Raw genomic sequence first — 26,188 nt, 5'->3', positions numbered from 1 at the left:
GACGGGGCGGGGCCCAGCCGCTCGCCTCGGTTCACTCACCCCGAGGCAGCGCGCGCGGTGCTGGCGGCCGCCGTGGGCGAGGCCGAGGCACACGTGGGGCTGGCCCGGCTCCGGGACGGCTCGCGCGCGTACGAGGCGGCCGCCGGTCACGCGGAACGCCCTGGCGACCGCCCGCGGTGCTGGTGGAGTGCCGGGCCCATCACGCGCTGGTCAGTCACCCTGTGCCGCGCGCTGGGCGACCCGGAGCGGGCCGGTCGGCATGCCTCCCGCGCCCGGCACATCCGGGCCGAGACCGGCTTCCGCCAGGTGCGGCTCGGTCGATCCACGCCCTCGGCCGAGGACGCGGCTCAGCTGAGGGCGTGGCCGGTCGTGCTGTCCACGTGGTCCGGGATCTCGCCCTCGTGGCGGTCCCCGGTCGAGGCGGTGCCGGAGGGCTCGAACATCAGGATCGAACCGCCGGTCGACGACGGCTTGTGCTCGGTGCCCCTGGGGACGACGAACGTGTCGCCCTTGGTCAGTTCGACGGTCGTCTCCTTGCCGTCGGCGTCCCGGAGGGCGATGTCGAAGCGGCCGTCCAGCACCAGGAAGAACTCGTCGGTGTCCTCGTGCACGTGCCAGACGTGGTCGCCCAGGGTGTGGGCGATCCGGACGTCGTAGTCGTTCATCCGGGCAACGATGCGGGGGCTGTAGACCTCGTCGAAGGAGGCCAGGGCCGTGGCGAGATTGACGGGCGTCGTGTTCATGGCGTTCATGGCGTTCATGGTCCGATCGTCGGCGGTCCCACGGGCCGTGGTCTTGAACGCCGGTGCGCGTTTCCGCATTCCGGCGCCCCGATATGTCCTCGCGCGGCCCCGGCGTCCGCCGATAGCGTCGGCGCCATGGCCTCCGACACCGCCGCCTCCGGCACCGCCGCCCATCCCCGCTTCGCCGAGGCCCTGCGCGGCCTCGGACTGGACGTGGAGATCCGCCGCTTCCCCGATGCCACCCGCACCGCCGTCGAGGCGGCCGAGGCGGTCGGCTGCGAGCTGAGCCAGATCGTCAAGTCCCTCGTCTTCGAGGCGGACGGGCAGCCGGTGGTGGTCCTGGTCGACGGCGCGTCACGGGTCGATGTCGAGCTGGTGCGTCACGAGCTGGGCGCCGACGCGGTGCGGCGGGCGAGCGCCGCGCTCGTGCGGGAGACGACGGGCTACGCCATCGGCGGCGTACCGCCCTTCGGGCACCGCACCCGCACCCGGGTCCTGGCCGACCGGCGGCTGCTGGACCACGAAGTCGTCTGGGCGGCGGCGGGCACCCCGCACACCGTCTTCGCGCTCGACCCCAAGTCGCTGATCGCGCACGCCGAGGGGACCGTGGCCGACGTGCGCGACACCGCCGCGTGACCCCGCTCGTCGCGGCCGCGGTCCTCCTCGCGGCCATCACCCACGCAAGCTGGAACGCGATCGCCCACAACATCCGCGACCAACTGCTCTCCTTCACCCTGGTGAGCGGCGGCGGGGCGCTGTGCGGGGTGGTGCTGGCCCTCTTCAGCCCGCTGCCCGCGGCGGGCGCCTGGCCGTATCTGATCGCCTCCGCGGCCATCCACCTCGTGTACTACGTCCTGCTCATGCGCTCCTTCCACCTGGGCGACTTCGGCCAGATGTACCCGATCGCCCGGGGCACCGCGCCGCTCGTGGTGACCGTGCTCGCCGCGGTCTTCGCCTCCGAGACCCCGGACGGCCGCCAGGCGGCGGGCATCGCGGTGGCCTCGGCGGGGCTGCTGGGCGTGGCGCTGTGGGGCGCGCGGGGCGCCCGTAACGCCGGGGACGGGGCGCCCGCGGCGGGGAACGGCGGCCCGCACGGGCTCGCCCTGGCCGCCGCCGTGGCCACCGGGCTGTCCATCGCCGCGTACACCGTGGTGGACGGCCTCGGCGTACGCGCCTCCGGCACCCCGCTCGGGTACATCGCCTGGCTGATGATCCTGGAGGGGTTCGCCATCCCCGCCTACGCCCTCGCCACCCGCCGCCGCGCCCTGGCCGCCCAGCTCCGCCCGGTCGCCGCGCGCGGTCTGCTCGGCGGGTTCCTCTCGGTCTGCGCGTACGGCCTCGTCCTGTGGGCGCAGACCCGCGCCGCCCTCGCCCCGGTGGCCGCCCTCCGGGAGTCCTCCATCATCGTGGGCGCGGCCATCGGCACCGTCTTCTTCAAGGAACGCTTCGGCGCCCCGCGCATCGCGGCGGCGGGCCTGATGGTGGCGGGCATCGGCCTGATGTGGCACCCGGGCTGAGCCCGCCTTTTTGCTCCCCGGCCCGTTACGCGCCCCGGATGGCCTGGAGCAGTGCGCCGCCCGACATCGTGATGCCGCCGTCCACCGGGAGGGTGACGCCGGTGATCCAGGCGGCGTCGGGGGAGGCCAGGAAGGTGATGGCGGCGGCGATGTCGGACGGTTCTCCGACCCGGCCGAGCGGGTAGATGTCGGCGGCGCGGCGCAGCGACTCCTCCCGGCCGTCCCAGCCGGGGGTGCGGATGGTGCCGGGGGCGACGAGGTTGACGCGGACGCCGCGGGTGGCGGCGTGCCCCGCGAGGGTGCGGGTGAGGCTGCCCAGGCCCGCCTTGGCGGCGCTGTAGGCGTGGTTGCCGAAGTCCTGGAGGCCGTTGACGGAGCCGACGTTGACGATCGCGCCGCGCCCGTCGGCGGCGGCCAGGTGGGGCAGCGCGGCGCGGGCGCAGCGGAAGGCGCCGCCGAGGGTGACGTCGAGGTCCTGGTGCCACCCGTCGTCCGGCTGGTCCTCGAACAGCGGGGTGTCGGTGTGGCAGGAGTGGGCGTTGTTGACGAGGACGTCGAGCCGGCCGAAGCGGTGCACGGCGTGGGCGACGGCCGCCTCCGCGTCGGCCCGCTCGGCGACGTCACAGGCCAGCGCGTCGGCCTCGCCGCCGTCCGCGCGTATCGACTCGGCGGCGCGGGCGGCCCGTTCGCCGTCGAGGTCGGTGACGAGGACGCGGGCGCCCTCGGCGGCGAAGCGGCGCGCGGTCACCTCGCCGATGCCGCGTCCCGCGCCGGTGACGACGACCGCGTACCCCTCGAATCTGCGCACCGTGTGCTCCTTCTCGCCGCGTTCCGGACCGGGCGCCGCCCGGGTGGCGGGCCCGACGGATCACTGCCCGCCCGGGAAGCGCGCAGTCGCCGGGTTTCGGCCGCCGCCCCTCCGCGGGTCAGTCCGGCCGGGCGGCGGGGGCCGGGGCCTGAGCCGGTACCGGGAGCGGGGCCGGGGCCGGGAGGGGGGCCGTACGGCGGGGACGGGTCGCCTTGATGCGGTGCACCGCCGCGAGCAGATCGGTCTGGGACACCCGGGGCCGCCCGGTGCGCAGCACCTCCGCGGCCGCGTCGATCACCGCGCGGCAGATGTCGCGCCCGGTGACGTCGTCGACCTCCGCCAGCTGCTCCGGGGAGACATCTCCGTCCAGCGGCAGGGCGTCGGGCAGATGGCGACGCCAGATCTCGGCGCGGGCCGCCCGGTCCGGGCTGGGGAAGCGCACATGCCAGACGCGGCTGTCGAACGCGGTGTCGTAGCTGGTCACCAAGTTGGTGGCGAGCACGACCAGCCCCTCGTGGCCGTCGAGCGCGGTCAGCATCTCGCTGCGCATCGCGTTCACCGCGTGCTCCGAACCGTGGCTGGTGGTCTCGAAGCGGGCCGACATCAGCGCGTCCGCCTCGTCCAGGAAGAGCACCGCGCCCTGCTCGCGGGCGGCGTGGAAGAGCGCGCCGAGGTTCTTCGGGCCCTCCCCGTGGAACTTGCTCTCCAACTGCGAGGCCCGGGCCGCGATCACGGGGCGGCCCAGCCGGTCCGCGATCGCGTGGGCGGCCAGGGTCTTGCCGGTGCCGGGCGCGCCCTCCAGGTTGACCGCCGAGCTGGGGTGCGGCTGGATGCTCCGCAGCCCCCAGTCGTCGTACAGCACCCGGCGCTGCTCCACGGTGTGCACCGCGCGCAGCAGTTGGTCGAGGGTGCGGGCGGGCAGGACGAGGCGGTCGAAGCTGTGCAGCGGGGCGGTCGCGGTGAAGCGCGCGGCCCGCTCGGCCTCCGACGGTTCGTCCGCCTCCCGCCGCGGCCCCGCCGCGCCGCCGCGCGGGGCCGCGGCGGGGGCGCCGGGCGGCTGGTTGGTGATGGTGACGGTGAGCGGCTGGGGTCCGTGGTGGCCGCTGAACGCCTTGGCGGCGGCGATCAGGCGGGTGCGCAGCAGGCCCGCCTCCACGTCGTCGGCGCCGTGCGGTATGCCGGTGACGGCGAAGGCGGTGGCTCCCTGGTTCTTCACTGGGGTCCTCTCTGAGGCGGGTGGCGGGCGGCGGTCAGCCCCAGACGGCGACCTGGTGGTGGGCGTGGGCGTTGCGTACGCGGTCGTCAGCCTGTTTTCCCTCGACGCGGCGGCTGTCGACGAACTGTTCTCGCGAGGTGTCGAACAGCCCCTGGATGTAGGCGACGTTGCCGTCGCGGATGGACTCGGAGACGGTGACGCAGCGCAGATCGGGGTCGGTCTGGAGCCGCTCGCTGCGGGCCCGGAACCAGTCGGCGAGATATTCGATGGTCACGACGACCACGTAGACCACCGCGACCGCCCCCATACCGCCGAGCGCGACGAGGACCATGGCCAGCAGGCTCAGCACGAGGGCACCGCCTTCCCGAAGACGATGAGGTCCTTGTTCCCGAAGGCCGCGGCCAGCTCCTCGTCGAGCTGCCGGGTGCGGCAGACCCAGACCGGGGCGGGCGTGTCGGTACCACGCACGGGGGCGTTGTCCCCGTCGAGGAAGAAGGTCTGGACGAGGTATTCGCGGCCCCGGCGCCGCCGCAGCACGGCCCCGGCCTCCGCCTCCGGCACCCGGGGGCGGTTGCGGACCAGGAAGGCGACCACGTCGGCGTAGCCGAGGACGGGGCGCAGCGGCGCCCGCTGGGCGGCGAGGCCGTCCCGGGCCTCCCCGACCTGGTCGCCCCATTCGATGAGGGTGTCTATCTGCCGGAGCATCAGGTCGACGGTGTCGAGCAGGGGGTTGGCGGCGGGCTTGTCGTCGGGGACGAGGGGCTCTGCCATGGGTTTCCTCCCGTGGAGCGGGCCCGGCTGAGGTGCCGGACCCGGCACCTCAGATGCTCCTCGCCCCGCCTGTCGCTGCGCGTCCCATGGCACGGCGGGAATTCCGGGGCGCCGCTGTCGTCACCGGGTACGACAGATATCGACACCCGGCGGACGTACGGGGTCTAGGGGGTGTCTTGTCGGTCACGCCGGATCAGCGAGCGGCGTCAGGGGGCACCTCCCAGCGGTAGCTGGCGGAGGCTCGCAACCCGCGTGCGTGCGACGAGCGCGGGGCCGCGAGGTGCCGCCCGCCGCGGCAGCGGCTGATGTCACAGCGGCGTCGGGAGCCCGGCATGATCGGCAAGACACCCCCTATGCTCCGGTGCCGCGGCGCGGCGGATGGGCCCCGAGCGCGGTGAGGCGGCGGAGCAGCTGGTCGGGTTTGGTGTGCCGGGAGCAGACGTACATCGCGAACATCATGCGGATGTCGGCGGGTTTGGAGCTGATGCCGCAGGCGGTCATGGCCCGCTCGATCTGGGTGCGGACGGTGGAGACCTTCACATCGAGCTGGGCCGCGGTCTCCTCGTACGAATAGCCGTCCGCGTACCACTCCAGCGCCCGCACCTGGCCCTCGCTCAGCCCCGCCGCCCAGTTGGAGAACACCACGGGCTGGTGGGCGGGCGGCTGCTCGGCCGACGAGGCCATGTAGAGCGTGTCCAGCAGGGTCAGCTGGCCGAGTCCGGTGCGGGCGCACTGCATCCGGAACAGCTCCAGGTCCTCCCGGTAGCGCTTGTCCGCGACGCCCAGCTCCTCCAGGATCCACGCCACCCGGCCGCCGCGGGCGGTGCGCGCCAGCAGCTCGGCGAGATACGACGGGATGGTGAGCCCGCATTCGCGCACGGCCGTGTCCAGGGCGGACGCCAAATGGGGTTTGAGCCAGTGCGGATGGTGCCGGGCGTCCCATACGGCGTTCGCCAGGACGGCCGCGCCGACCGTCTTGCCGAAGACCGCCCGCGCCCCGCACACCCAGGGGGCGACGCGCTGGCGCCACTGCTCGGCGGCGGTGCACACCACCACGTCCGACCGGCGCACCAGATCGGCGAACTGCTCGGCGGTGCCGACGCCCATCAGGTCGGCCACGCACACGTCGTACTCGGCGCCGCTGATGTCGAGCCCCTCCACCGAGTCGACCTCGCAGACCACGGTCAGCCGCGGGTCCGCGTCCAGCGAGGTCACCAGGCCGCGCCGGGTCATCTCGTGGTCCTCGACCACCGCCACCTGTAACGGCTGCTTGGTGCCGCGCTCGCGCTCGTCCGTCATGCCGATGCCTCCTCCTGCCCGCTCCGGGCCCGCCCGCTCGTTGACCGCGCGCTCTGCACCCGCGCGCCGCGCCTCCGTACGCCGCGTACGCGCCCCTCCCGCGCGCCCGGTGGGCGCTCGGCCGCCGCCGGTGCGGGGGCGATCGGCAGGGTCAGCGTCACCTGGGTGAGGCCGGGCACCGAGAGCACCCGCAGCGCCCCGCCGTGCTCCGCCAGTAGCCGCTGGTGGACGGCCAGGGAGCGCATCGCGGCGACACCGGCGGCCAGCGCCTCGGGCGGGAACCCGGCGCCCTCGTCGGTGACGACCAGCTCCACCACCTCCATCACCTCCGCCGACTCACCCGGCTCGGTGACGACATCCACGTGCAGCAGCGCCTCGTGCACCCCGGCGCTGCGCGGCACGTTGATCAGCAGTGCCCGCAGCGCGGTCTCCAGCAGCTCCACCTCGTGCGGACGGACCCGGGGCGCCGCGCCGACCACGCGCTCGGTGACGATCGGCTCCACCGTGAGGGCGTCGTTGGCCGCCAGCGCGACCTGCCGGTGGACCATGGCTATCAGCGGCACCGACGCGCTGAACCGGCCGGTGCTGATGAAGGTGCGCAGCCGCTCCAGGGCGACCATCGCGGACTTCCTCAGCGAGGCGAGCTGATCGGGGTCCGACGCGTCGGCCCGCTGGAACGCGCCCAGGGTGTGGCCGATGTGGTTGTGCAGTTCGATGGCGAGCAGCCGGCGCTGCTGCACCTCGTGCAGCTGGAGGCTCATATCGCCCAGGTCGGCCGCGAGTTGCAGCAGATACAGGGCGCCGCGCCGGATCAGATAGGCCAGCGCCCCGTAGCCGGTGAGCCCGATCAGCACATCGGAGTGGGTCAGCGCCTCCGGAACGCCCAGGGCGATCACCGCGGCGTACGAGGCGGCGACCGCGCCGGTGCCCACGACGAGGACGCGCAGCCGCTGGCCGAGCGCCGAGCCGACGCTCGCGCCGGAGATCTGCTCGGTGGTGAGCACCAGCAGCGGTGCCATGTCCTGCGCCCGGTCGGGGCCCATGACCACGACGCAGGCCCACAAGGAGGCGACGGCGGAGCACAACTCGACTCCGGCCGCGAGGCCGTCGTACACGACCGGCCGGGCGTCGCCCCGGTCGTCGGCTTCACGGTCTCCCTCGTCGCGCGCCGCCACCCGCCGGTGGTTGCGGACGATGTGCAGGGTGAACCACAGCGATTCGGCCACCACCGCCACCAGCAGCACCAGTCCGCCCGTGCGGTGGGCGACATGGCCCGCGATACCGGGCACGGTCACCGCGAACTGGATGCCGTGCATCAGCCGGAAGATCAGCAGGATGCGCAGCATCTGCCATTCCATGTCCCGCCGCGCGAGCCGGTGCCGCTGAGCCGGTGGCTCCCCCGTTCGCGCGCGTGCCCCCCGTACCCCCCGTGTTTGCGCCACGCATTCCCCCATGTCCCCCGGGAGAGCCGCCCCCTACGGCTCTCACCACCGGAAGGATCCCCAGTGTGGGCAGGGCCGGAACGGCGCGACAGGGACCCTTGGCCCCGCCGACCCGGCGTGTGCGGGTGCGAGAGAGCGCGCGGAGGCAGAGAGAGGCGCGCGAAGGGAGCGCGCGCGCTGGGGGTGTCTTGTCGATCAGGCCGGATCAGCGAGCGGCGTCAGGGGGGGGCACCTCCCAGCGGTAGCTGGGGGAGGCGCGAGGGGGCACCGCCCAGCGGTAGCTGGGGGAGCGACGAGCGCGGGGCCGCGAGGTGCCGCCCGCCGCAGCAGCGGCTGATGTCACAGCGGCGTCGGGAGCCCGGCATGACCGGCAAGACACCCCCTAGGGGCCGTCAACAGGCCGTCGGCAGCCCCGCTACGCCTCCTGGTCCGCCAGGGCCTTCCGTACGGCGCGCACCAGGGCCTGCGCCCGCGGGTCCGCCGTGACGCCGCGCTGCATGCCGTTGGTGACGTACGCGAAGCCGATCCGCGCCTCGGGGTCGGCGAAGGCGAGCGAGCCGCCCCGCCCCGGGTGGCCGAAGGAGCCCGGGCCCAGCAGCGGGCAGGCCGGGCCGTGCAGCATGTAGCCGAGCCCGAAGCGGGTCCCGACCACCAGCACCCGGTCCGGCCCGGCGGACTCCTCCGTACGGGCCAGGGTCAGCGTCGCCGGGGCGAAGAGGCGGCCGCCCGCGCGGGCCGTGCGCGCCGACGGCAGCGGGCCGATCAGCGCCGCGTAGAAGCGGGCCAGCGCGTCGGCGGTGGCGACCCCGCCGGAGGCGGGCAGTCCGGCGGCGAGATAGGCGGGATCGTTCTCGTCGGGCACCGGGCTGATCGCGCCGAACGCGCGCCGGGTCAGCGACTCCGGGTCGGCGTACGCCTCGGCCACCGACCGCTTGGGCCGCAGCCGCAGCCCCTGAGCCGCGGGCGACGCGGCCGGTGCCTCCACCGGCTCGATCCGGCCGACGCGGTCCAACTGCTCCTCGGGCAGCCCGAGCCACAGATCCAGGGCGAGCGGCCAGGCGATCTCCTCCGCGATCCACCGGCCGATGGTGCGCCCGGTGACCCGCTTCACCAGCTCGCTCAGCAGCCAGCTGTAGGTCTGCGCGTGATAGCCGTGGGACGTGCCGGGCTCCCAGTCCGGGCGCTGGGCGGCGACGGCCCGCGGCCCGGATATGCCGTCGATGGCCTCGGCCGGGGTCAGCGGGGTGTCCAGGGCGGGCACCCCGGCGCGGTGGGCGAGCAGATGCCGCACCAGCACCCGTTCCTTGCCGTTCTCCTTGAACTCGGGCCAGTACGTGCCGACCCGGCCGTCCAGGTCGAGCTGGCCGCGCTGGTGGAGCAGCAGCGGGACGGCGGAGGCGACGCCCTTGGTGACGGAGCGGACGACCTGCGCGGTGTCCTGCGCCCACGGCGCGCCGTCCCCGTCACCGGCCGGGTCCTTCGTACCGCCCCACAGGTCGACGGCCTTCTCGCCGTCCCGGTAGAGGACCATGGCCGCGCCCCGCTCCCCGCGCTTCGCGAAGTTCTCCGCGAAGGCGTCCCGGACCGGTTCGAATCCGTCGGCCACCGTGCCCTGGACGTCCACCACTGATCCGACTCCCACCCTGCCGATCCGACCGTGCTGCCGTCCTTATGGTGCAACGCGCCCGGCCGGGACCTCAGACCGGGGCCGTCACCGAGCGGGGGTCGAAGCCGAAGGGAAGCTCCAGCCGGTGCTCCCGCATCAGCTCCTGGTCGCACAACAAGTCCTGCGTACCCCCATCGGCCGCGATCACTCCCCCACTGAGCACCACGGACCGCGGGCACAGCTCCAGCGCGTACGGCAGATCGTGGGTGACCATCAGCACGGTGACGTCCAGGGAGCGCAGGATGTCGGCCAGTTCGCGGCGCGAGGCCGGGTCGAGGTTGGAGGAGGGCTCGTCCAGGACGAGGATCTCCGGCTCCATGGCCAGCACGGTCGCGACCGCCACCCGCCGCCGCTGCCCGAAGGACAGATGGTGCGGCGGCCGGTCCGCGAACTCCGCCATCCCCACCCGGTCCAGGGCCCGGTGGACCCGCCCCGCCAGCTCCGCGCCGCGCATCCCGGCCGCGGCCGGGCCGAACGCCACGTCCTCGCGCACGGTCGGCATGAACAGCTGGTCGTCCGGGTCCTGGAAGACGATGCCCACCCGGCGGCGGATCTCGGCCAGGTTCGGCTTGGCCACGGGCAGCCCGGCGACCGTGACCGACCCGGCGCCCGCCTCCAGGATGCCGTTCAGATGCAGGACGAGGGTGGTCTTGCCCGCCCCGTTGGGGCCGAGCAGCGCCACCCGCTCACCACGGGCCACGGTCAGCTCGACGCCGAACAGGGCCTGGTGGCCGTCGGGGTAGGCGTAGGCGAGGCCGGACACCTGGAGGGACGGCGGGGCGGAGGTCATGTGAGCATCCATCCGGTCAGGCAGACCGCCAGCGCGGTCAGCGGAAGTGCGGCGGCGTACGTCCACTGTGCACGGGACGCGGTCACCTCGTCGATCACCGGCATCGTGCCCGTGTAGCCGCGGCTCAGCATCGCCAGATGGACCCGTTCGCCCCGCTCGTACGACCGGATGAACAGCGCTCCGGCCGACTTCGCGAGCACGCCCCACTGCCGCACGCCGCGCGCCTCGAACCCGCGCGAGCGGCGGGCGATCCGCATCCGGCGCATCTCGTCGGTGATGACGTCCCCGTAGCGGATCATGAACGACGCGATCTGCACCAGCAGCGGCGGCATCCGCAGCCGCTGGAGCCCCAGCAGCAGGGCGCGCAGCTCGGTCGTCGACGCCAGGATGACGGACGCGGCGACCCCGAGCGTGCCCTTGGCCAGGATGTTCCACGCGCCCCACAGTCCGGACTCGCTGAGCGACAGCCCGAGCACCTCCACCCGCGCGCCCTCCGCGACGAACGGCATCAGCACGGCGAAGGCCACGAACGGGATCTCGATCAGCAGCCGCTTCAGCAGGAACCCGGCCGGGATGCGGGCCGTCGCCGCCACCGCGGCCAGCAGCACCGCGTACAGGCCGAACGCCCACAGCGCCTCGCGGGGCGTCGCGACGACGACGAGCACGAAGCAGAAGACGGCGGCGATCTTGCAGTGCGGCGGAAGGGTGTGCACCGGTGAACCGCCCGCCCGGTAGAGCGTGTGCGCGTGTCCGGCGCCCATGTCAGCCCGTCTCGGTGTCGGTGTCGGCCCGGCGCCGCCGTACGACGACGAAGACCCCGGTGCCCACGGCGAGCGTCGCACCGACCCCGATCACCCCGGCGAGGCCGCCGGAGAGCCGGGCGTCGGAGATGTCCTTGACGCCGTAGTCGGCGAGCGGGGAGTCCTTCGCGGCGTGGTCCTCGGTCTTCTTGTCGATGCCCTTGTCGGCGGCGACCTTCTCCAGCCCGTCGGGGCTGGCGGAGGCGTAGAAGCTGACGACGCCCGCGCACAGCAGCGCGGCCCCGAGCCCCACCGCCCACACCCGGCGCGCGGAGCGCCGCGGTGCGCCGGGGGCGGGCGCGGTATCGGCGTCGTCCTTGGCGGCGGGCGCCGCCGTGACCGTACGGGCGGTGGCGGGCGCGGCGGACCCGGCGGGCGCGGCGGACCCGGCGGGCGCGGGCGAGCCACCGGGCGCGGCGGAGCCGTCGGGCGACGCGGGCGCCGGGGTGCGCACCGGGGCACCGGTACGGAGTTCCAGGCGGCGCGCGGCCACGTCCCGCGCGCCGTGGACGAGATCCGGCCGTACGGCCATCACGGCGCCGACCGTCAGTGCCGTGATCGCCGCCTCGCCGATGCCGATCAGCACATGCACGCCGACCATCGCGGTGAAGACCTTGCCGATCGCGACGTCCGCCGTGCCGCCCAGAGCGTAGATCCCGGTGAAGGCCATGGCGGCGGCCGGGACGGAGACCAGGGCGGCGGCGAAGGACGCGACGGTGACCGTGCGGCGCCGGTTCGGGGCGAGCTTCAGGAGGGCGCGGAAGACCCCGTAGGCCACGACCGTGGTGACGACCGCCATGTCCGTGATGTTGACGCCGAGCGCGGTGAGGCCGCCGTCCGCGAAGAGCACGCCCTGCATGAGCAGCACCACGGAGACGCAGAGCACGCCCGTATAGGGGCCGACGAGGATCGCCGCCAGCGCCCCGCCGAGCAAGTGCCCACTGGTGCCCGCGGCGACGGGGAAGTTGAGCATCTGGACGGCGAAGATGAACGCCGCGACCAGCCCGGCGAGCGGCGCGGCCTGCTCGTCGAGTTCGCGCCGCGCGCCGCGCAGGCTGACCGCCACCGCGGCGGCGGCGACGGCGCCGGTCGCCACCGACACCGGGGCGTCGATGAATCCATCGGGGACATGCATGCAGGGCTCCGCTCCTGAGCTGCGGGTATCCGCTCGATGGTGACCTACCTGCACATCGTTCGCAAGAGCGCCTCCCCCGCGAAAGCCCCGGCGGCGGCCCTCCCACAGGGGAAGAGCCGCCGCCGGGGCGCGCATTGGCCGGTTCCGGCCGTCGATTACACCCGGCTCAGCTCCGGGTCCTTGTCGGACTCCTTGGCGTTCTTGGCGTCCTTCCCGTGCCCCGCCGGGGTGTCCGTAGCGAGCTGCTCGCGCAGCCCCTCACCCTCGACGTCCACGTTCGGCAGCGCCTTGTCGAGCCAGCGCGGCAGCCACCACGCGGACTTGCCGAGCAGCCCCAGCACCGCCGGGACGATGGCCATGCGGACCACGAAGGCGTCGAAGAGGACCGCGGTGGCCAGACCGAAGCCGATCATCTTCACCATCGCCTCGGACGAGCCGATGAACCCGGCGAAGACGCTGATCATGATGACCGCGGCCGCGGTGACCACCCGGGCGCCGTGCCGGAAGCCGGTGACGACGGCCTGGCCGGGGCGCTCGCCGTGGATGTACGCCTCGCGCATCCGGGTCACCAGGAAGACCTCGTAGTCCATGGCCAGGCCGAACACCACACCGATCATGAAGATCGGCATCATGCTCATGATCGGGCCGGTCTCCTCGACGCCGAACAGGTCCGCCGCCCAGCCCCACTGGAACACCGTGACCACCGCGCCGAGCGCCGCGACGACGGACAGCAGGAAGCCGAGCGCCGCCTTGAGCGGGACCAGAATCGAGCGGAAGACGATCATCAGCAGCAGGAAGGCCAGCCCGACGACCAGCGCCAGGTACGGCATCAGCGCGTCGTTCAGCTTCTGCGAGATGTCGATGTTCATCGCCGTCTGACCGGTCACCAGCACCTCGGCGCCGGTGTCGGACTTGAACGAGCCCGCCTCGTCCCGGATGTCGGCGACGACCTTCTCGGTGTCGACGCTGCTCGGCTTGTACTTCGGCACGACGGTGAGCATCGCGGTGTCGCCGGGCTTGTTGAACGTCGCCGGGGTGACGGCCGCGACGCCGTCGATACCGGCGATGCTCTTGGTGACCTTGTCGACCGCGGCCTTGGGGTCGTCGCTGCCCTTGGTGTCGGCGACGACCATCAGCGGGCTGTTGAAGCCCGGGCCGAAGCCGTCGGAGATCATGTCGTACGCCTGCCGCTTCTGGCTGCTGACCGGCTGCGAACCGTCGTCCGGCAGCCCCAGCTCCAGGCTGAGCGCGGGCACCGCGGCGGCGCCGAGGCCGAGCACACCGAGCAGCAGCACCGCCACCGGGCGGCGCAGCACGAACCGGGCCCAGCGGGTGCCCATGTTGGGCTTCTCCTCCGCCCGCGTGCCCTCCGCGGCGGCCGAGGTCGCCTCCGCCATCCGCTTGCGCGCCTTGCGCCCGTACACCCGCTTGCCCGCGAAGCCCAGTAGCGCCGGGATGAGGCTGATCGCGATGAGGACGGCGATGACCACCGTGCCCGCCGCCGCGAAGCCCATCTTGGACAGCATCGGGATGTTGACGACCGCGAGACCGACCAGCGCGATGACGACGGTGAGTCCGGCGAAGACGACCGCGGAGCCCGCGGTTCCGACGGCCCGCCCGGCGGCCTCCTCGCGCTCCCGGCCCTCGGCCAGTTCGGCGCGGTAGCGGGAGACGATGAAGAGCGCGTAGTCGATGCCGACCGCGAGGCCGATCATCATCGCCAGCGTCGAGGTCGTCGAGGAGAGCCCGAGGGTGGTGGCGAGCGCGGTGATCCCGGAGATGCCGATGCCGACGCCGATGAGCGCGGTCAGCAGCGGCAGTCCGGCCGCCACCAGCGAGCCGAAGGTGATGGCGAGGACGATCGCGGAGATCACGATGCCGATGACCTCGGTGGAGCCGGTCTCGGGCATCTCCTGGAGCGCGTCACCGCCGATCGCCACCGTGAGATCCGACTTCTGCGCCTTCTCCCCGGCCTCCTCCAAGCCGTCCTTGGCGGTGTCCTCCAGCTCCATGGCGTTGACCTTGTAGCTGGTCAGGATGTACGCGGTCGAGCCGTCCTTGGAGACGGCCCGGGCCTGGTACGGGTCGGCGACCGAGGCGACCTGCGGAGAGCTGGCCTTGAGGTCGGCGACAGTCTTCGTGACCACGGCCTTGTTGGCCGGGTCGGTCATCTTCTCGCCCTGGGGTGCGCGGAAGACCACCCGGGCGGTGGCGCCGTCGGCGTTACCACCGGGGAAACGCTTCTCCAGGAGGTCGAAGGCCTTCTGGGCCTCGGTGCCCGGGATGGAGAAGCTGTCGTTGGCGGGGGGCGAGGCGGTCGCGGCGCCGACTCCGGCGACGGCCAGGAGCGCCACCCATATCAGGGCGACGAACCGGCGTCGCCGGAAGGCGAATCGACCGAGTTTGTAGAGGAACGTGGCCACGAGGAGAGGTGCTCCCGTCGAGTCGGTGTCACTGCTTGCAGGTGTGCGCGACCTGACCGGCGACGAGAGCGGCGCGCCGGCTGGGCTCGTATATGAGGTTGTGCGGGGTGGGTTCCGCGGGGTGGGGAGGTTCAGAGGCCGAGGGCGGGGAGAACCACGGCGTCGATGTAGTGGCTGAGGAAGGCGAGGTCCGGCTCTTCGCCGTCGATCAGCGACCGGGCGATGAGGGCGCCGCACATCATGTGCACGACGTAACCCAGGGCGGGTCGGTCCGGAGCCACTTCCCCCCGGTCGACGGCACGCCGCAGCAGTGCGTCGAGCGCGGCCACCTCGGGAAAGATCAGCAGCTCCCGGAGGGCCTGGTGGAGGTCCGGATGGGTGTGGATGGCCTGGGCCAGCCCCCTCATCAGGGCCGCGTCACGCTCCCGGCAGCTGTCGGTGGACCGCACGATCTCGTGCAGGTCGCCGCGCAGCGATCCGGTGTCGATGTCCTCGAGCGAAACGGGCTTGGTGTGCCGCAGCGCGGAGGCCACCAGCTGCGGTTTGCTCTTCCACTGGCGGTAGAGCGTGGCCTTGCTGGAGTGCGTACGCGCGGCGACGGCGTCCATGGTCAGCGCGTCGTAACCGACCTCCCCGAGCAGCTCGACCACGGCCTCGTACAGCTCACCCTCCCGCTCGGGGGACAGCCGACTGCGGCGCACCCGGGTCGCGGGCCGGTCCTCGACCGGCTGGTCGGCGGGCTGGACCGTCGGCATGGCATCCCCCTTTCGAACGAAACGGTTTCGTACTCGTTCAAGCATACGACCGCACCGACCACCCTTTCAGCGAAACCGTGTCGTTTCGCTCGTGGCGTGCATCACAGATTGGAGTTGCTTTGCCGGACCGGGGCCGAAAGCATGGATGAGGTGAGGGAAACGAGCGACACCGACCACGCGTATCTGCGATTTCCGCATCTGCACGGCGACTTGCTGTGCTTCGCCGCCGAGGACGATCTCTGGGTCGCCCCCCTGACCGCCCGTGGCGAGCCGCCCGGGCGGGCGTGGCGACTGACCGTGGACCGGACCCGGGTGGGCCACCCCCGGTTCTCCCCCGACGGCTCCCACATCGCGTACACGAACTGGCGCAGCCTCGACCCCGAGATCCACCTCGCCCCCGTCGACGGCGGCCCCACCCGGCGGCTGACCTACTGGGGCAGCGAGGACGCCCGGGTCTGCGGCTGGACGCCACCCGACCGGGACGGCGTCTCCCACATCCTCGCCGTGTCCTCGCACGGCCAGCCGTTCTCCCACTTCTCCTGGGCCTACAGCCTGCCCACCGACGGCAGCCCCGGCAGCCGGCTGCCCTGGGGCCCGGTGGCCGACATCGCCGTCACCGACCGGATCCCCGGCGTCGATCAGGACGGCGCTCAGGATCGGGAGCGGCACACCCTGCTGCTCACCGGCAAGCCGCCGCACGAGCCCGCCACCTGGAAGCGCTACCGGGGCGGCGCGACCGGTCGGCTGTGGCTGGGCGGCACCCGGCTGCTGCCCGAACTGGACGGCCACCTGGACTCGGTCATGGCCGTCGGCGGGCGGATCGCCTTCCTCTCCGACCACGAGGGCGTCGGCAACCTCTACTCCTGCCTGCCCGACGGCACCGATCTGCGCCGCCACACCGATCACGACGACTTCTACGCCCGCCACGCCTCGACCGACGGCAGCCGCGTCGTCTACCAGTGCGCCGGGGAGCTGTGGCTGGTGGACGACCTCGGCCCGGACGCCGAACCGCGCCGGCTGCGGGTGCGGCTCGGCGGGGCGCGGGCCGGGCGGCGGCCCTACCAGGTCCCGGCCGCCTCCCATGTCGACTCGCTGTCCGTGGACGCCACCGGCCGGGCCAGCGCCGTGTGCGTACGCGGCAGCCTGTACTGGCTCACTCACCGCGACGGCCCCGCCCGCACCCTGGCCGACGACCCCGGCGTCCGGGTGCGGATGCCCGAGATCCTGGGCTCCAGCGGGCGGGTCGCCTATGTGACGGACGCCGAGGGCGAGGACGCGATCGAGATCGCCTATCTGCCGCGGGCGAGCGAGACGGGCGAGCCCCGGCGGCTGGCCGCGGGGCGGCTGGGCCGGGTGCACGAGCTGGAACCCTCGCCCGACGGCGACCGGCTCGCCGTCGCCGCGAACGACGGGCGGCTGCTGCTCGTGGACACCTCCGCGGACGGGGACGGCGAGGTCACCGAGCTGGTCCGGTCGCTCAACGGCCCGGTCGCCGACCTCGCCTTCTCCCCCGACTCCGCCTGGCTGGCCTGGTCCCATCCCGGCATCGGGCGCACCCTGCGCTCCATCAAGATCGCGAGGCTGGCCGACCGGACCATAGTGGACGTGACCACCGGGCGCTTCGAGGACGAGGAACCGGTCTTCACCAGCGACGGTCGCTATCTCGCCTTCCTGTCCTGGCGCGGCTTCGACCCCGTCTACGACGTGCACACCGGCGACCTGTCCTTCCCGCTCGGCTGCCGCCCCTACCTCGTACCGCTGTCCTCCGCCACGCCCTCGCCCTTCGCGCTCTCCCCCGAGGGCCGACCGGCGGCGGGCGGGCTCGACCCGGACGACGACGCCGGGGGCTCGGACGGCGACGGCACCGTGACCGTCGAGGTGGAGGGGCTGCCCAGCCGGGTCACCGTCTTCCCGGTGGCCGCCTCCAAGTACTCCTCGCTGTGGCCGGTCAGCGGCGGCGGCCTGGTGTGGCTGCGCTGGCCGATCTCCGGTGCGCTCGGCGAGACGTTCGCCAACCCGGCCGACACCTCCGACAGCCCCACCCTCGAACACTTCGACCTGGCCAAGGCCAAACGCACCGAACTCACCAGTGAACTGGACTGGTTCCGGGTCAGCGGCGACGGCTCCCGGCTGGTCGTCGTCGACGACAACGACCTGCGGGCGGTGCCCGCCACCGAGTCGGGCGACAGCGACTCCACGGTCCAGATCGACATGCGGCGCATCCAGCACACCGTGGACCCCGCGGCCGAGTGGCGGCAGGCGTACGAGGAGGCGGGCCGCATCACCCGCGCCTACTTCTGGGAGCCGGGCATGTGCGGCGTCGACTGGGACGGGGTGCTCGACCAGTACCGGCCGCTGGTCGAACGGGTCGCCTCCCCCGACGAGTTCGCCGATCTGCTGCGCGAGGTCCTGGGCGAGCTGGGCACCTCGCACGCGTACGTGAGCGCCGCGCGCCGCAACGAGGGCCCGGCCCACTACCAGCGCCCCATCGGGCTGCTCGGCGCCGACTTCACGCGCACCGAGGACGGGGGCTGGCAGATCTCCCGCATCCTGCCCGGCGAGTCCTCCGATTCCCGGGCGCGCTCGCCGCTCGCGGGCTCCGGCATCCGCGAAGGCGCCCGGCTCACCCATGTCGACGGCCGCCCGGTGGATCCGGTGGCCGGTCCCTCACCGCTGCTGACCGCCGCGGGCGGCACCACGGTCGAGCTGACCTTCGCCTCCCCGGACGGCGAGGGCCCGCCGCGCCGGGTCGCGGTCGTCCCGCTGATCGACGAGCGGCCGCTGCGCTACCAGGACTGGGTGGCCCGGCGACGGTCGGTGGTACGGGAGTTGAGCGACGGACGGTGCGGCTATCTGCACATCCCGGACATGGGCGGCTCCGGCTGGGCGCAGTTCAACCGGGATCTGCGCCGGGAGGTGTCGTTCCCCGCGCTGATCGTGGACGTCCGGGGGAACGCGGGCGGCAACATCAGCGAGCTGGTGGTCGAGAAGCTGACCCGCACCGTGATGGGCTGGGACCTCACGCGCAACGCCCAGCCGGTGTCGTACACCAGCAACGCGCCGCGCGGACCGATCGTCGCGGTCGCGGACGAGGCGACTTCCTCCGACGGCGACATGATCACCGCGGCCTTCAAGATCCAGGGCATCGGCCCGGTGGTGGGGCTGCGCACCTGGGGCGGCGTGGTCGGCATGACCGGCCGCCATCCGCTCGGCGACGGTTCGGCGATCACGGTGCCGATGAACGCCGCCTGGTTCGACGCCTATGGGTGGGGGGTCGAGAACCATGGCGTGGAGCCGGACATTCCGGCGCCCCGTTCACCGCTGGACTGGGCGGAGGGCCGCTATCCACAGCTGGGGGTGGCCGTGCGGACGGCGCTGGAGCTGCTGGAGCGGCATCCGTCCGCGGTCCCGCCGGGCTACGGCCAGGTGCCGGACCGACGGCGCCCGAAGCTCCCCCCGCGGGGCGACGGTTGAGCAGGTGAACCGACCTGCGTGCCGGGGGCGCATCCCCTGACGGATGCGCCCCCTCGCGCACACTCTTCGCGGACCCGTCAATGGGCCCGTCCTACGAGACGACTCACATCTCTTCGAACGGCTCCTGGTCCCGCATCTCGTCGCCCATGCCCTGCTGACGGCGCTCCCGGCCCATGCGCTCGGCCTGCTCACGGCTTTCCGGCCGGTCCTGCTCGCGGCGCGACTCCTGCCCCCGCTGGGCTCGCTGCGCCTGCTGTCCCTGCTGGCCTCGCTGACCCTGCTGACCCCGCTGGGTCTGCTGGCTCTGCTGACCCTGCGCCTTGCGCTTGGCCTGCTGGGCCTTCTCGCTGAACTCGTCCTTCCCCATCTGCGTCACTCCTCATCGGGTGAAAGGGATCGGGCCCGACCAGAGTTACACGCAGGGACATACTCCGCATTTCGATCGACCTCACCCATCAAATTCCCAGGTCAGGGTGGTTGACAGAGGGTTACCGGTCACGCTGCGTACGGGCGGTACGCGCCCGCTCGTCCGCCGCGCCGCCCTCGCCCAGGAGATGGCCGCGCTCTCCGCGGGTGGCCGCCAGCCGGGGTTCGGCCCAACGCATCTCACGGCGCCCCACCGCCCCGATCAGCGCGGGCAGATAGCCGCGCACCGGCTGCATCCCGCGCAGCCACCACTGCCCGTACACATGAGCCGAGCGGCGCTCTATCCCCGCGACGAGCCGGTCCACGGCCGGACCCAGCGGATACGTACGCCCCGCGGGCCACGGCATCCGCGCCCGCAACTCCCGCATCACCTCGTCCCGGTCGGCGCCGCGCACCATGTCCGTGTCGGTCCAGCTGAGATAGCCCACGCCCACCGTCACGCCCCGGTGGCCCACCTCGGCGCGCAGACAGTGCGCGAACGCCTCGACCCCCGCCTTGGACGCGCAGTACGCGGTCATCATCGGCGCGGGCGCGATCGCGGCGAGCGAGGCGATCTGCAACAGATGGCCACGGCTGGCGAGCAGCGCGGGCAGAAAGGCGCGGGCCGTGGTGACGCTGCCCAGCAGATTGACCTCGACGACCCGCCGCCAGGCCGCCTCGTCGGTCTCCAGGAACGGACCGCCCGTGGCCACCCCGGCGTTGGCGCAGACGATGTCCACCGCGCCGAAGCGCGCCACCACGTCCTCCGCGACCCGGGCCATCGCCTCCGGGTCGGTGACATCGGCGTGCCAGTGGTCGGAGTCGGTGGGCAACCGACCCGACACCCGCTTCAGCTCCTCCGGTTCCAGGCCCACCAGCGCCACCCTGGCGCCCCGCGCGGACAGTTTGCGGGCCAGCAGCTCGCCGACTCCCCGTGCCGCGCCGGTCACCACCGCGACCCGGCCCTCCAGATTTCTGCGCGCGCTCATGTCGTCCGCTCCTCGACAGCGTGGGGGTCGTCGTCGGTCAGGTCGTCGGTCCTGGCATCCGTCCTGGGGGCTCCCGGGGATCCCCCAGGCTCCGCGGCGAGGTGCTCCGCGGCGAGGCGGCGGATCACGTCGCTCACCGCCCCGGGATCCTCCACGGGGGTCATATGGCCGAGGCCGGGCAGTTCGGTGAGGCCGTCGCACTGCGGCAGCGCGGCCGCTATGGCATGGGCCTGCTCGGGCGGGGTCAGCCGGTCGGCGGTGCCCACGATGACGGCGGCGGGCATGGTCAGCAGGCCGATGCGGGCGTCCAGATCGAGGTCGCCCATGACATGCGCCCAACCGGCGCGCACGGCGCGGGGGCACGCGTGGACGATCCGCGCGCACGCCTCCACCATGGCGGGCGCGGAGCCCGGGCCCATCGTCCCGTACCGCAGCAGCCGCTTGCTGACCGGCGTGACCGGCCCCATGGGAAGGCGCGCGCCGAGGATCGCGCGGTGGACCCGCGCCCGCAGCCGCTCGGAGCGCAGCGGCACCACTCGGGCCCGCTCGACCAGCCGGGAGGCGCCGGTGCTGCACAGCACCACGGCGGCGGCGTGCTCGCGCACCGCGGGGCGGCCCGCTGCGGCCATCACCGTCATCCCGCCCATGGAATGGCCCACGACCACGGCCCGGCGGCCCGGCTCCAGGGTCTGCTCCAGCACCGCCTCCAGGTCGTCGGCGAGCGCCTCGGTGCTGTAGCCGCCGGGGCCGGGGGCGGTGCTGCGGCCATGGCCGCGCTGGTCGTACACGATCACCCGGTGGCGGGCGACCAGTTCGCGCACGACCGGCGCCCAGAAGGCGGTCGAGCAGGTCCAGCCGTGGGCCAGGACGACGGCGGGAGCGGCGGGGTCGGTGACCCCGTGTAGCTCCGCGTGCAGCCGGGCGCCGTCCGCCGAGGTGACGGTCAGCTCGCGTGGCGGGGTCGGCGGAGCGTACGGCCCGGAGGTGGCGTAACGGGTGCGCCTCACCGCGATCCCCTCCCCGCGGCGGACTCCGCGCCCTGACCAGCTTCGGTCCGCTGCCGCAGCACCTGGTACTCCGCGAGCCGCACGCGCCGGGTGACCCGTTTGAACTCGCCGGTCGAGCCGGGCCACAGGGTCGTGTTGCGGCCGTTGCCGTCCAGATACCAGCTGTCGCAGCCGCCCGAGTTCCACACCGTGCGCTTCATCCTCTCCTGGATCATGTCGTTGTAGGCGCGGACCGCCGACGGCCGGGCGTCCAGGGCGACCTTGCCGCCGAGGGCGTCCAACTGCCGCAGATAGTCGGTCAGATAGGTGAGCTGGGCCTCGATCATGAGGATCATCGAGCTGTTGCCGAGCCCGGTGTTGGGCCCGATGATCGTCAGGAAGTTGGGGAAGCCCGCCGCGGTGGTTCCGCGCAGCGCCTCCATGCCGCCCTTCCACTCCTCCGCGAGCGTGGTGCCCTTGGCCCCGGTCACGCGCCGGGCGATGGGGAGGTCGGTGACGTGGAAGCCGGTCCCGAAGATGATCGCGTCGGCCTCGGTCTCGGTGCCGTCGGAGCCGACCAGCGTGGTGCCGCGGATCTCCTTGAGCCCGCCGACCACGTCCACATGCGGCCGGGCGAGCGCCGGGTAGTAGTCGTTGGACAGCAGGATGCGCTTGCAGCCGATGCGATAGCGCGGGGTCAGCCTGGACTGGAGCACCGGGTCCTTGATGGCCCGCCGCATGTGCGCCCCGGCCAGCCGCTCCACGAGCCCCAGTTCGGCCGGGCGCTTGGTGAACGCCCCGACCTGCAACTCCCGGATCCCCCACAGCAGCCCGCGGCGCAGCGCCCCGGAGGCCGGGAGCCTGCTGTGCAGCCAGCGCTCGGCGTCGGTGATCCGGCGGTCCATGCGCGGCAGCACCCAGGGAGGAGTGCGCTGGAAGAGGGTGAGCCTGCGCACCTCTTTCTGGATCTCGGGCACGATCTGGATGGCCGAGGCGCCGGTGCCGACCATCGCGACCCGCTTGCCGCGCAGGTCGTAGCCGTGGTCCCAGCGCGCGGAGTGGAAGACCTTGCCGGGGAAGCCGTCGAGCCCCGGGATGTCCGGGATCTTGGGGTCGGAGAGCGGGCCGGTCGCGCTCACCACGACATCGGCGGTCAGCGGCCCCCGCGCGGTCTCGACCTCCCAGTGCAGCGCCTCCCCGTCCCAGCGCAGGGCGAGCACCTCGGCGTCGAAGCGCAGATGCGGGCGCAGCCCGAAGGTGTCGGCGATCCGCTCCAGATAGGCGCGGATGTGCCGTCGGCCGGAGAAGGCGCGCGGCCAGTCGGGGTTGGGCGCGAAGGAGAAGGAGTAGAGATGGGACGGGACATCGCAGGCGCAGCCCGGATAGCTGTTGTCCCGCCAGGTGCCGCCGACCGCACCGGCCCGCTCCAGGACCACGAAGTCGGTGATGCCCGCGCGGCGCAGCCTCACCGCCGCGCCCAGGCCCCCGAATCCGGAGCCGATCACCGCCACCCGCACGTGCTCACGCGCCAGCCCAGCCGCCATGCCGCCGCCTCCCGCCGCTCGAACTGCCAGAACCACATGACCTACCAGAACCGCCTGAACGGCTCGGAACCGTGCCAGCGTTCACTGGCACGATGGGAGCGTAGGACAGGGATCCGGCGAGCGGTAGGGGCTGTGGATAACCGAGTTACCGGCGGTCACACACCACCGCCCTCGACATAGGCTGCTGCTGTGGCGATGAGCGAAGCGGACCGGGTACGCGAGTACCGCGTGACGGAGCTGGCCGAGAGGGCCGGGATCACCGTGCGCACCCTGCGCTTCTACCGGGAGCGCAAGCTGATCCCGCCACCCCGCCGCGAGGGCCGTATCGCCTGGTACAACGACCACCACCTGGCCCGGCTGCGGACCATCACCGCCCTGCTGGAGCGCGGCCACACCCTGGGCGGGATCGCCGAGTTGATCGCCGCGTTCGAGAGCGGGCGGGACGTCGGCGAGCTGCTGGGGCTGGACGGCGGCCTTCCGTCCTGGTCCGAGGAGACCCCGATCCGGCTCACCCCGCAGGCGCTCGCCGACTACTTCGACGACGAGGCCACCGCGGAGAACCTCACCGTCTCACTCGACATCGGCTATCTCGCGGTCGACGGCGACGACATCGTGCACATCAGCCAACGGCTGCTGGACGCCTCGCGCGTCCTGGTCGGCCAGGGCATCCCGCTGTCGGCCGTCCTCGCGGCCGGGCGCGAGGTCCGGGAGCATGTGGACGCCATCGCCGAGACCTTCGCCACACTGCTCGTCAACCATGTGCTGGCGGATGCCCGCGAGCGCGGCGAGGAGGTCGGCGAGACCGTGGAGCGGCTGCGTCCGCTCGCGAAGAGCGTCGTGGACGCCGAGCTGTCGATGGCCATGGACCGCCGGCTGCGGACCGGTCTGGAGGAACGGTCGGGCGGGCGCGCCGAGGACACCGGGCGCCCGCCGCCGGATCAGTGAGCGGCGCCGTAGGTGACCGACACCGGGGCGTGGTCGCTCCACCGCTGGTCGTACGCCGGGGCCCGCTCCACGACCGCCTTCAGCGCCCGCCCGGCGAGCCCGGGGGTGGCGATCTGGTAGTCGATGCGCCATCCGGTCGAAACAGAGTTCAGTACGATCCCGACCATGACGAACCAACTTCGCGCGTTAAGCGCCATCCGGCTGTCTGTCAGAACTGACGAGACAACGTCACCGAGCCGTCAACGCGCTGCCAACTCCAACGAGGCTGCCCGCCGTGGAGCCGTCATCGTCGGTGAAGCTGAGGACCTGGACGTCTCAGCGACGAAGACGACGCCCTTCAACCGGCCGGAGCTGGGCGCCTGGCTGGCCCGCCCAGACGACTTCGACATGATCATCTGGTGGCGCATGGACCGCGCCGTCCGCTCGATGGCCGACATGGCGGAGCTGGGCCGCTGGGCAAAGGACCACGGGAAGCTCTTGGTCTTCGCTGAAGGTCCCGGCGGCTCCCCGCTCGAACTGGACATGCGCACCGTGTCGCCTGTGTCAGAGCTCATCATGATGATGCTGGCCTTCAGTGCGCAGATGGAGGCCCTGGCCATCAAGGAGCGCGTCACAGGCGCGCAGGCTGCCCTCCGCACGCAGGGCCGATACTCCGGGGGCTTGGTCCCGTACGGGTACGAGAAGATCAAGAATCCCGACGGCGAAGGCTTCAAGCTGGCCCCCGACCCGGAGGCAGTGAAGGTTCTGTCCGGCATCATCCGGGACGTCCTGGACGGCCAGTCCCTGACCGCCGTAGCCATGGCGCTGAACGAAGACGGCGTGCCCGTACCCAGGGATTACCAGGCCATCAAGGCGGGCCGTGAGCCAGGCGGGACCAGGCGAGGCCACAAGATCGAGCGCTTCCGCTGGACTGCGGGCACCTTGTCGAAGGTCCTCCGGTCCTCTGCCCTGATGGGGTACCGCATCCACCAGGGAAAGCCTGTCCGGGACCGCGACGGAAACCCGGTCCTGATCGGAGAGCCTGTCTTGACGCGGGAAGAGTTCGGCGTCCTTCAGGACCACCTCTCCACGCTGACTCCTCAGAAGAACCGGACCCGCAAGGACACCCAGGCCGTGCTCCTGGGCGTCGCGAAGTGCCGTGGCTGTGGCGGGAACCTGTACCTGTCGAAGCGGGCCGGAGGCAGCGACTACAACTGCCGAGCGACGGCCCGGGGTGGCCGCTGCCCCTCCCCCGCTGGCATCCGCGCTGACTGGCTGGAGAAGTACGTGGAGGAGGAACTTCTGGCCCGCATCGGCGGCATGCAGATGACGAAGGTCATCACGCACAAGGGGTACGACCCTACGCCGGAACTTCGGGAGGTGGAGGAGGAGCTGAGGGCCCTCTACGCGGACAAGGAAAGTCGCAAGTCCCGAACCGGGCGCATGATCTGGCAAGAGGAGGTCGACGCCCTGGAACGGCGCGCGGAGGCCCTGGAGGCAACGCCCCGGACGGAGGTCCGGACTGAGGTCGTGGAGACAGGCGAGACCTACGCCTCCTTCTGGGCCCGGCATGACGCTGCTGGCCGCCGTCAGCTCCTCCTCGACGCTGGCGCACGCGTGACCGTAGCGAAGGGCCGTTCAGGCGGAGGGGCTGAACGGCTGAACGGACCGGACCCGGCGCGACTGGCGTTCACGATCGGTATGCACGCGGACCCATACGCAGCGGCTCTGGAAGCCGTGGAAGAGGAAGAGCGAGCGTCCCGCTTCGCCTGAGCTGACGACAGCACCACAACGTCCAGAAGGCGCCACCGCTGACAGCGGAGGAGTGACTGGGGGTCGGCCCGATGGGTCGGCCCCCTTCAGTCGTCTCAGAGCCTTACGGCCCGCTGAGAAGCGTTCACGGTGCGGCTGGGCCCGGGAGTGCGGACGGCTCCTGGCGCCGGAGCGGGGCGCCTACGGCAGGGAGGCCCCTGGGCCCTTTGGCGTGTCAGACTTCCAGACTTTAGATGGCCCTGACCTGCATAGTTCTTATATTTTTTGAATGAATCACCTAACAAATAACTCCTACATGGCTTCTGTTCTTGGGGCTTAGCCAAGTAGGTGTTTCCACTCCAGCGATTCAAGAACAGCACCTCGCGTCGGCCAGCTCCGCCGACCTCCGGCCAGCCGCTCCCCCAGACGCCGTACGCGCCTCCCTGACGGCTTCCAGTGCCCACCCGGCCTGGGGGCCTCAGACGCCCCGCCGGGCCCCGCACGCGCCCGCCTGGAAGATCACTGAAAATGTTGGGGGTTTGGCCCCGGCCCGGCAGGGTCGGGGCCAGTCTTGTAGGCATGCAGGGTGAATGGGCCGGGGAGATGGTCGGGCCGGATGTGTGGGAGACCTGCCGGGAGTTGATCCCGGCCGGGAGCGTGTTCGCGTTCCTGGCCGAGCACCGGGAGACACTGTTCCCGCCGTCGATGTTCGCGGACATGTATCCGTCGTCCAATGGCCGTCCGAGTCT

The 26,188-nt window shown here is 72.6% G+C and carries 22 protein-coding genes and 1 pseudogene; 5 read left to right on the top strand and 18 right to left on the bottom strand.

Translation table 11 applies throughout. The features are described from left to right. Positions 1-347: 347 nt before the first annotated feature. Complete coding sequence (locus LCH29_RS42260; protein WP_446467002.1) at positions 348-743, bottom strand: cupin domain-containing protein; 396 nt, start codon at positions 741-743, stop codon at positions 348-350. Positions 744-878: 135 nt separating this feature from the next. Here LCH29_RS42260 and LCH29_RS42255 point away from each other — a divergent pair, with 135 nt between their 5' ends. Next, positions 879-1,379 (top strand): YbaK/EbsC family protein, encoded by a 501-nt coding sequence (locus LCH29_RS42255; protein ID WP_446466988.1) that lies wholly within the window; start codon positions 879-881, stop codon positions 1,377-1,379. After that, positions 1,376-2,260: an EamA family transporter gene (locus LCH29_RS42250; RefSeq protein ID WP_446466987.1), complete on the top strand. Its 885-nt coding sequence runs from the start codon at positions 1,376-1,378 to the stop codon at positions 2,258-2,260. Before LCH29_RS42255 ends, LCH29_RS42250 begins: the two co-directional genes overlap by 4 nt. A gap of 25 nt (positions 2,261-2,285) precedes the next feature. Here the strand turns inward: LCH29_RS42250 and LCH29_RS42245 are convergent, their stop codons facing one another. The 12 genes from LCH29_RS42245 to LCH29_RS42190 form a co-directional block, all read right to left on the bottom strand. Next, positions 2,286-3,068, bottom strand: coding sequence for an SDR family NAD(P)-dependent oxidoreductase (locus tag LCH29_RS42245; RefSeq protein ID WP_446466986.1), 783 nt, complete (start codon positions 3,066-3,068; stop codon positions 2,286-2,288). Between the two features lie 118 nt (positions 3,069-3,186). Beyond that, entirely contained in the window at positions 3,187-4,284 is a 1,098-nt protein-coding gene (locus tag LCH29_RS42240; RefSeq protein WP_446466985.1) for an ATP-binding protein, read from the bottom strand. A gap of 34 nt (positions 4,285-4,318) precedes the next feature. Continuing rightward, entirely contained in the window at positions 4,319-4,633 is a 315-nt protein-coding gene (locus LCH29_RS42235) for a hypothetical protein (protein ID WP_446466984.1), read from the bottom strand. Beyond that, on the bottom strand, positions 4,627-5,055 hold the full coding sequence (locus LCH29_RS42230) for a hypothetical protein (RefSeq protein WP_446466983.1): 429 nt from the start codon (positions 5,053-5,055) through the stop codon (positions 4,627-4,629). The genes LCH29_RS42235 and LCH29_RS42230 overlap by 7 nt, the downstream gene beginning before the upstream one ends. 351 nt (positions 5,056-5,406) lie before the next feature. Continuing rightward, on the bottom strand, positions 5,407-6,354 hold the full coding sequence (locus LCH29_RS42225) for a sigma factor-like helix-turn-helix DNA-binding protein (RefSeq protein WP_446466982.1): 948 nt from the start codon (positions 6,352-6,354) through the stop codon (positions 5,407-5,409). Further along, positions 6,351-7,700, bottom strand: coding sequence for a hypothetical protein (locus LCH29_RS42220; RefSeq protein WP_446466981.1), 1,350 nt, complete (start codon positions 7,698-7,700; stop codon positions 6,351-6,353). The genes LCH29_RS42225 and LCH29_RS42220 overlap by 4 nt, the downstream gene beginning before the upstream one ends. A gap of 511 nt (positions 7,701-8,211) precedes the next feature. Beyond that, the gene (locus LCH29_RS42215; protein ID WP_446467001.1) at positions 8,212-9,423 is read right to left on the bottom strand and encodes a serine hydrolase domain-containing protein; all 1,212 of its coding nucleotides are present in this window, start codon (positions 9,421-9,423) and stop codon (positions 8,212-8,214) included. A gap of 70 nt (positions 9,424-9,493) precedes the next feature. Continuing rightward, positions 9,494-10,252, bottom strand: coding sequence for an energy-coupling factor ABC transporter ATP-binding protein (locus tag LCH29_RS42210; protein WP_446466980.1), 759 nt, complete (start codon positions 10,250-10,252; stop codon positions 9,494-9,496). Next, positions 10,249-11,013, bottom strand: a complete 765-nt coding sequence (cbiQ, locus tag LCH29_RS42205; RefSeq protein WP_446466979.1) for a cobalt ECF transporter T component CbiQ — start codon at positions 11,011-11,013, stop codon at positions 10,249-10,251. The genes LCH29_RS42210 and cbiQ overlap by 4 nt, the downstream gene beginning before the upstream one ends. A 1-nt stretch (position 11,014) precedes the next feature. Further along, positions 11,015-12,187, bottom strand: a complete 1,173-nt coding sequence (locus tag LCH29_RS42200; RefSeq protein WP_446466978.1) for an energy-coupling factor ABC transporter permease — start codon at positions 12,185-12,187, stop codon at positions 11,015-11,017. Between the two features lie 155 nt (positions 12,188-12,342). Continuing rightward, a complete protein-coding gene (locus LCH29_RS42195) occupies positions 12,343-14,610 on the bottom strand; it encodes an MMPL family transporter (RefSeq protein ID WP_446466977.1) in 2,268 nt (755 codons plus the stop codon). Positions 14,611-14,741: 131 nt separating this feature from the next. After that, positions 14,742-15,311 (bottom strand): TetR/AcrR family transcriptional regulator, encoded by a 570-nt coding sequence (locus LCH29_RS42190; protein WP_446467000.1) that lies wholly within the window; start codon positions 15,309-15,311, stop codon positions 14,742-14,744. Positions 15,312-15,506: 195 nt separating this feature from the next. On the opposite strand from LCH29_RS42190, the gene LCH29_RS42185 reads away from it, so the two are divergent. Then, positions 15,507-18,839, top strand: coding sequence for a S41 family peptidase (locus LCH29_RS42185; RefSeq protein WP_446466976.1), 3,333 nt, complete (start codon positions 15,507-15,509; stop codon positions 18,837-18,839). Positions 18,840-18,942: 103 nt separating this feature from the next. Here the strand turns inward: LCH29_RS42185 and LCH29_RS42180 are convergent, their stop codons facing one another. The 4 genes from LCH29_RS42180 to LCH29_RS42165 form a co-directional block, all read right to left on the bottom strand. Beyond that, positions 18,943-19,206 (bottom strand): hypothetical protein, encoded by a 264-nt coding sequence (locus LCH29_RS42180; protein WP_446466975.1) that lies wholly within the window; start codon positions 19,204-19,206, stop codon positions 18,943-18,945. A gap of 121 nt (positions 19,207-19,327) precedes the next feature. After that, positions 19,328-20,233 carry an SDR family oxidoreductase gene (locus LCH29_RS42175; protein ID WP_446466974.1) on the bottom strand — a complete coding sequence of 302 codons (906 nt, stop codon included), beginning with the start codon at positions 20,231-20,233 and terminating at the stop codon, positions 19,328-19,330. Beyond that, positions 20,230-21,240, bottom strand: coding sequence for an alpha/beta fold hydrolase (locus tag LCH29_RS42170; protein WP_446466973.1), 1,011 nt, complete (start codon positions 21,238-21,240; stop codon positions 20,230-20,232). The genes LCH29_RS42175 and LCH29_RS42170 overlap by 4 nt, the downstream gene beginning before the upstream one ends. Further along, a complete protein-coding gene (locus LCH29_RS42165; protein WP_446466972.1) occupies positions 21,237-22,763 on the bottom strand; it encodes a flavin-containing monooxygenase in 1,527 nt (508 codons plus the stop codon). The genes LCH29_RS42170 and LCH29_RS42165 overlap by 4 nt, the downstream gene beginning before the upstream one ends. A gap of 195 nt (positions 22,764-22,958) precedes the next feature. Between LCH29_RS42165 and LCH29_RS42160 the strand changes: the two genes are divergently transcribed. Beyond that, positions 22,959-23,708 carry a MerR family transcriptional regulator gene (locus LCH29_RS42160; protein ID WP_446466999.1) on the top strand — a complete coding sequence of 250 codons (750 nt, stop codon included), beginning with the start codon at positions 22,959-22,961 and terminating at the stop codon, positions 23,706-23,708. Here the strand turns inward: LCH29_RS42160 and LCH29_RS42155 are convergent. Further along, positions 23,702-23,845, bottom strand: a pseudogene (locus LCH29_RS42155) (exodeoxyribonuclease III); the annotation flags it as partial. The gene LCH29_RS42160 and the pseudogene LCH29_RS42155 overlap by 7 nt on opposite strands. Before the next feature lie 28 nt (positions 23,846-23,873). On the opposite strand from LCH29_RS42155, the gene LCH29_RS42150 reads away from it, so the two are divergent. Continuing rightward, on the top strand, positions 23,874-25,460 hold the full coding sequence (locus LCH29_RS42150) for a recombinase family protein (RefSeq protein ID WP_446466971.1): 1,587 nt from the start codon (positions 23,874-23,876) through the stop codon (positions 25,458-25,460). Positions 25,461-26,188: the final 728 nt, after the last annotated feature.

It is taken from the genome of Streptomyces sp. BRA346 (assembly GCF_052851135.1).
The sequence above is the reverse complement of the archived record's forward strand: the minus strand, read 5'-3'. Positions and strand labels throughout refer to the sequence as shown.

Bases quoted from the DNA above. Each gene is read 5' to 3' on its own strand.
- LCH29_RS42230 (WP_446466983.1), bottom strand. From the start codon at position 5,055: ATGGCAGAGCCCCTCGTCCCCGACGACAAGCCCGCCGCCAACCCCCTG.
- LCH29_RS42160 (WP_446466999.1), top strand. From the start codon at position 22,959: ATGAGCGAAGCGGACCGGGTACGCGAGTACCGCGTGACGGAGCTGGCC.
- LCH29_RS42200 (WP_446466978.1), bottom strand. From the start codon at position 12,187: ATGCATGTCCCCGATGGATTCATCGACGCCCCGGTGTCGGTGGCGACC.
- LCH29_RS42185 (WP_446466976.1), top strand. From the start codon at position 15,507: ATGGATGAGGTGAGGGAAACGAGCGACACCGACCACGCGTATCTGCGA.
- LCH29_RS42150 (WP_446466971.1), top strand. From the start codon at position 23,874: ATGACGAACCAACTTCGCGCGTTAAGCGCCATCCGGCTGTCTGTCAGA.
- LCH29_RS42255 (WP_446466988.1), top strand. From the start codon at position 879: ATGGCCTCCGACACCGCCGCCTCCGGCACCGCCGCCCATCCCCGCTTC.
- LCH29_RS42210 (WP_446466980.1), bottom strand. From the start codon at position 10,252: ATGACCTCCGCCCCGCCGTCCCTCCAGGTGTCCGGCCTCGCCTACGCC.
- cbiQ (WP_446466979.1), bottom strand. From the start codon at position 11,013: ATGGGCGCCGGACACGCGCACACGCTCTACCGGGCGGGCGGTTCACCG.
- LCH29_RS42260 (WP_446467002.1), bottom strand. From the start codon at position 743: ATGAACACGACGCCCGTCAATCTCGCCACGGCCCTGGCCTCCTTCGAC.
- LCH29_RS42165 (WP_446466972.1), bottom strand. From the start codon at position 22,763: ATGGCGGCTGGGCTGGCGCGTGAGCACGTGCGGGTGGCGGTGATCGGC.
- LCH29_RS42225 (WP_446466982.1), bottom strand. From the start codon at position 6,354: ATGACGGACGAGCGCGAGCGCGGCACCAAGCAGCCGTTACAGGTGGCG.
- LCH29_RS42180 (WP_446466975.1), bottom strand. From the start codon at position 19,206: ATGGGGAAGGACGAGTTCAGCGAGAAGGCCCAGCAGGCCAAGCGCAAG.
- LCH29_RS42175 (WP_446466974.1), bottom strand. From the start codon at position 20,233: ATGAGCGCGCGCAGAAATCTGGAGGGCCGGGTCGCGGTGGTGACCGGC.
- LCH29_RS42220 (WP_446466981.1), bottom strand. From the start codon at position 7,700: ATGCTGCGCATCCTGCTGATCTTCCGGCTGATGCACGGCATCCAGTTC.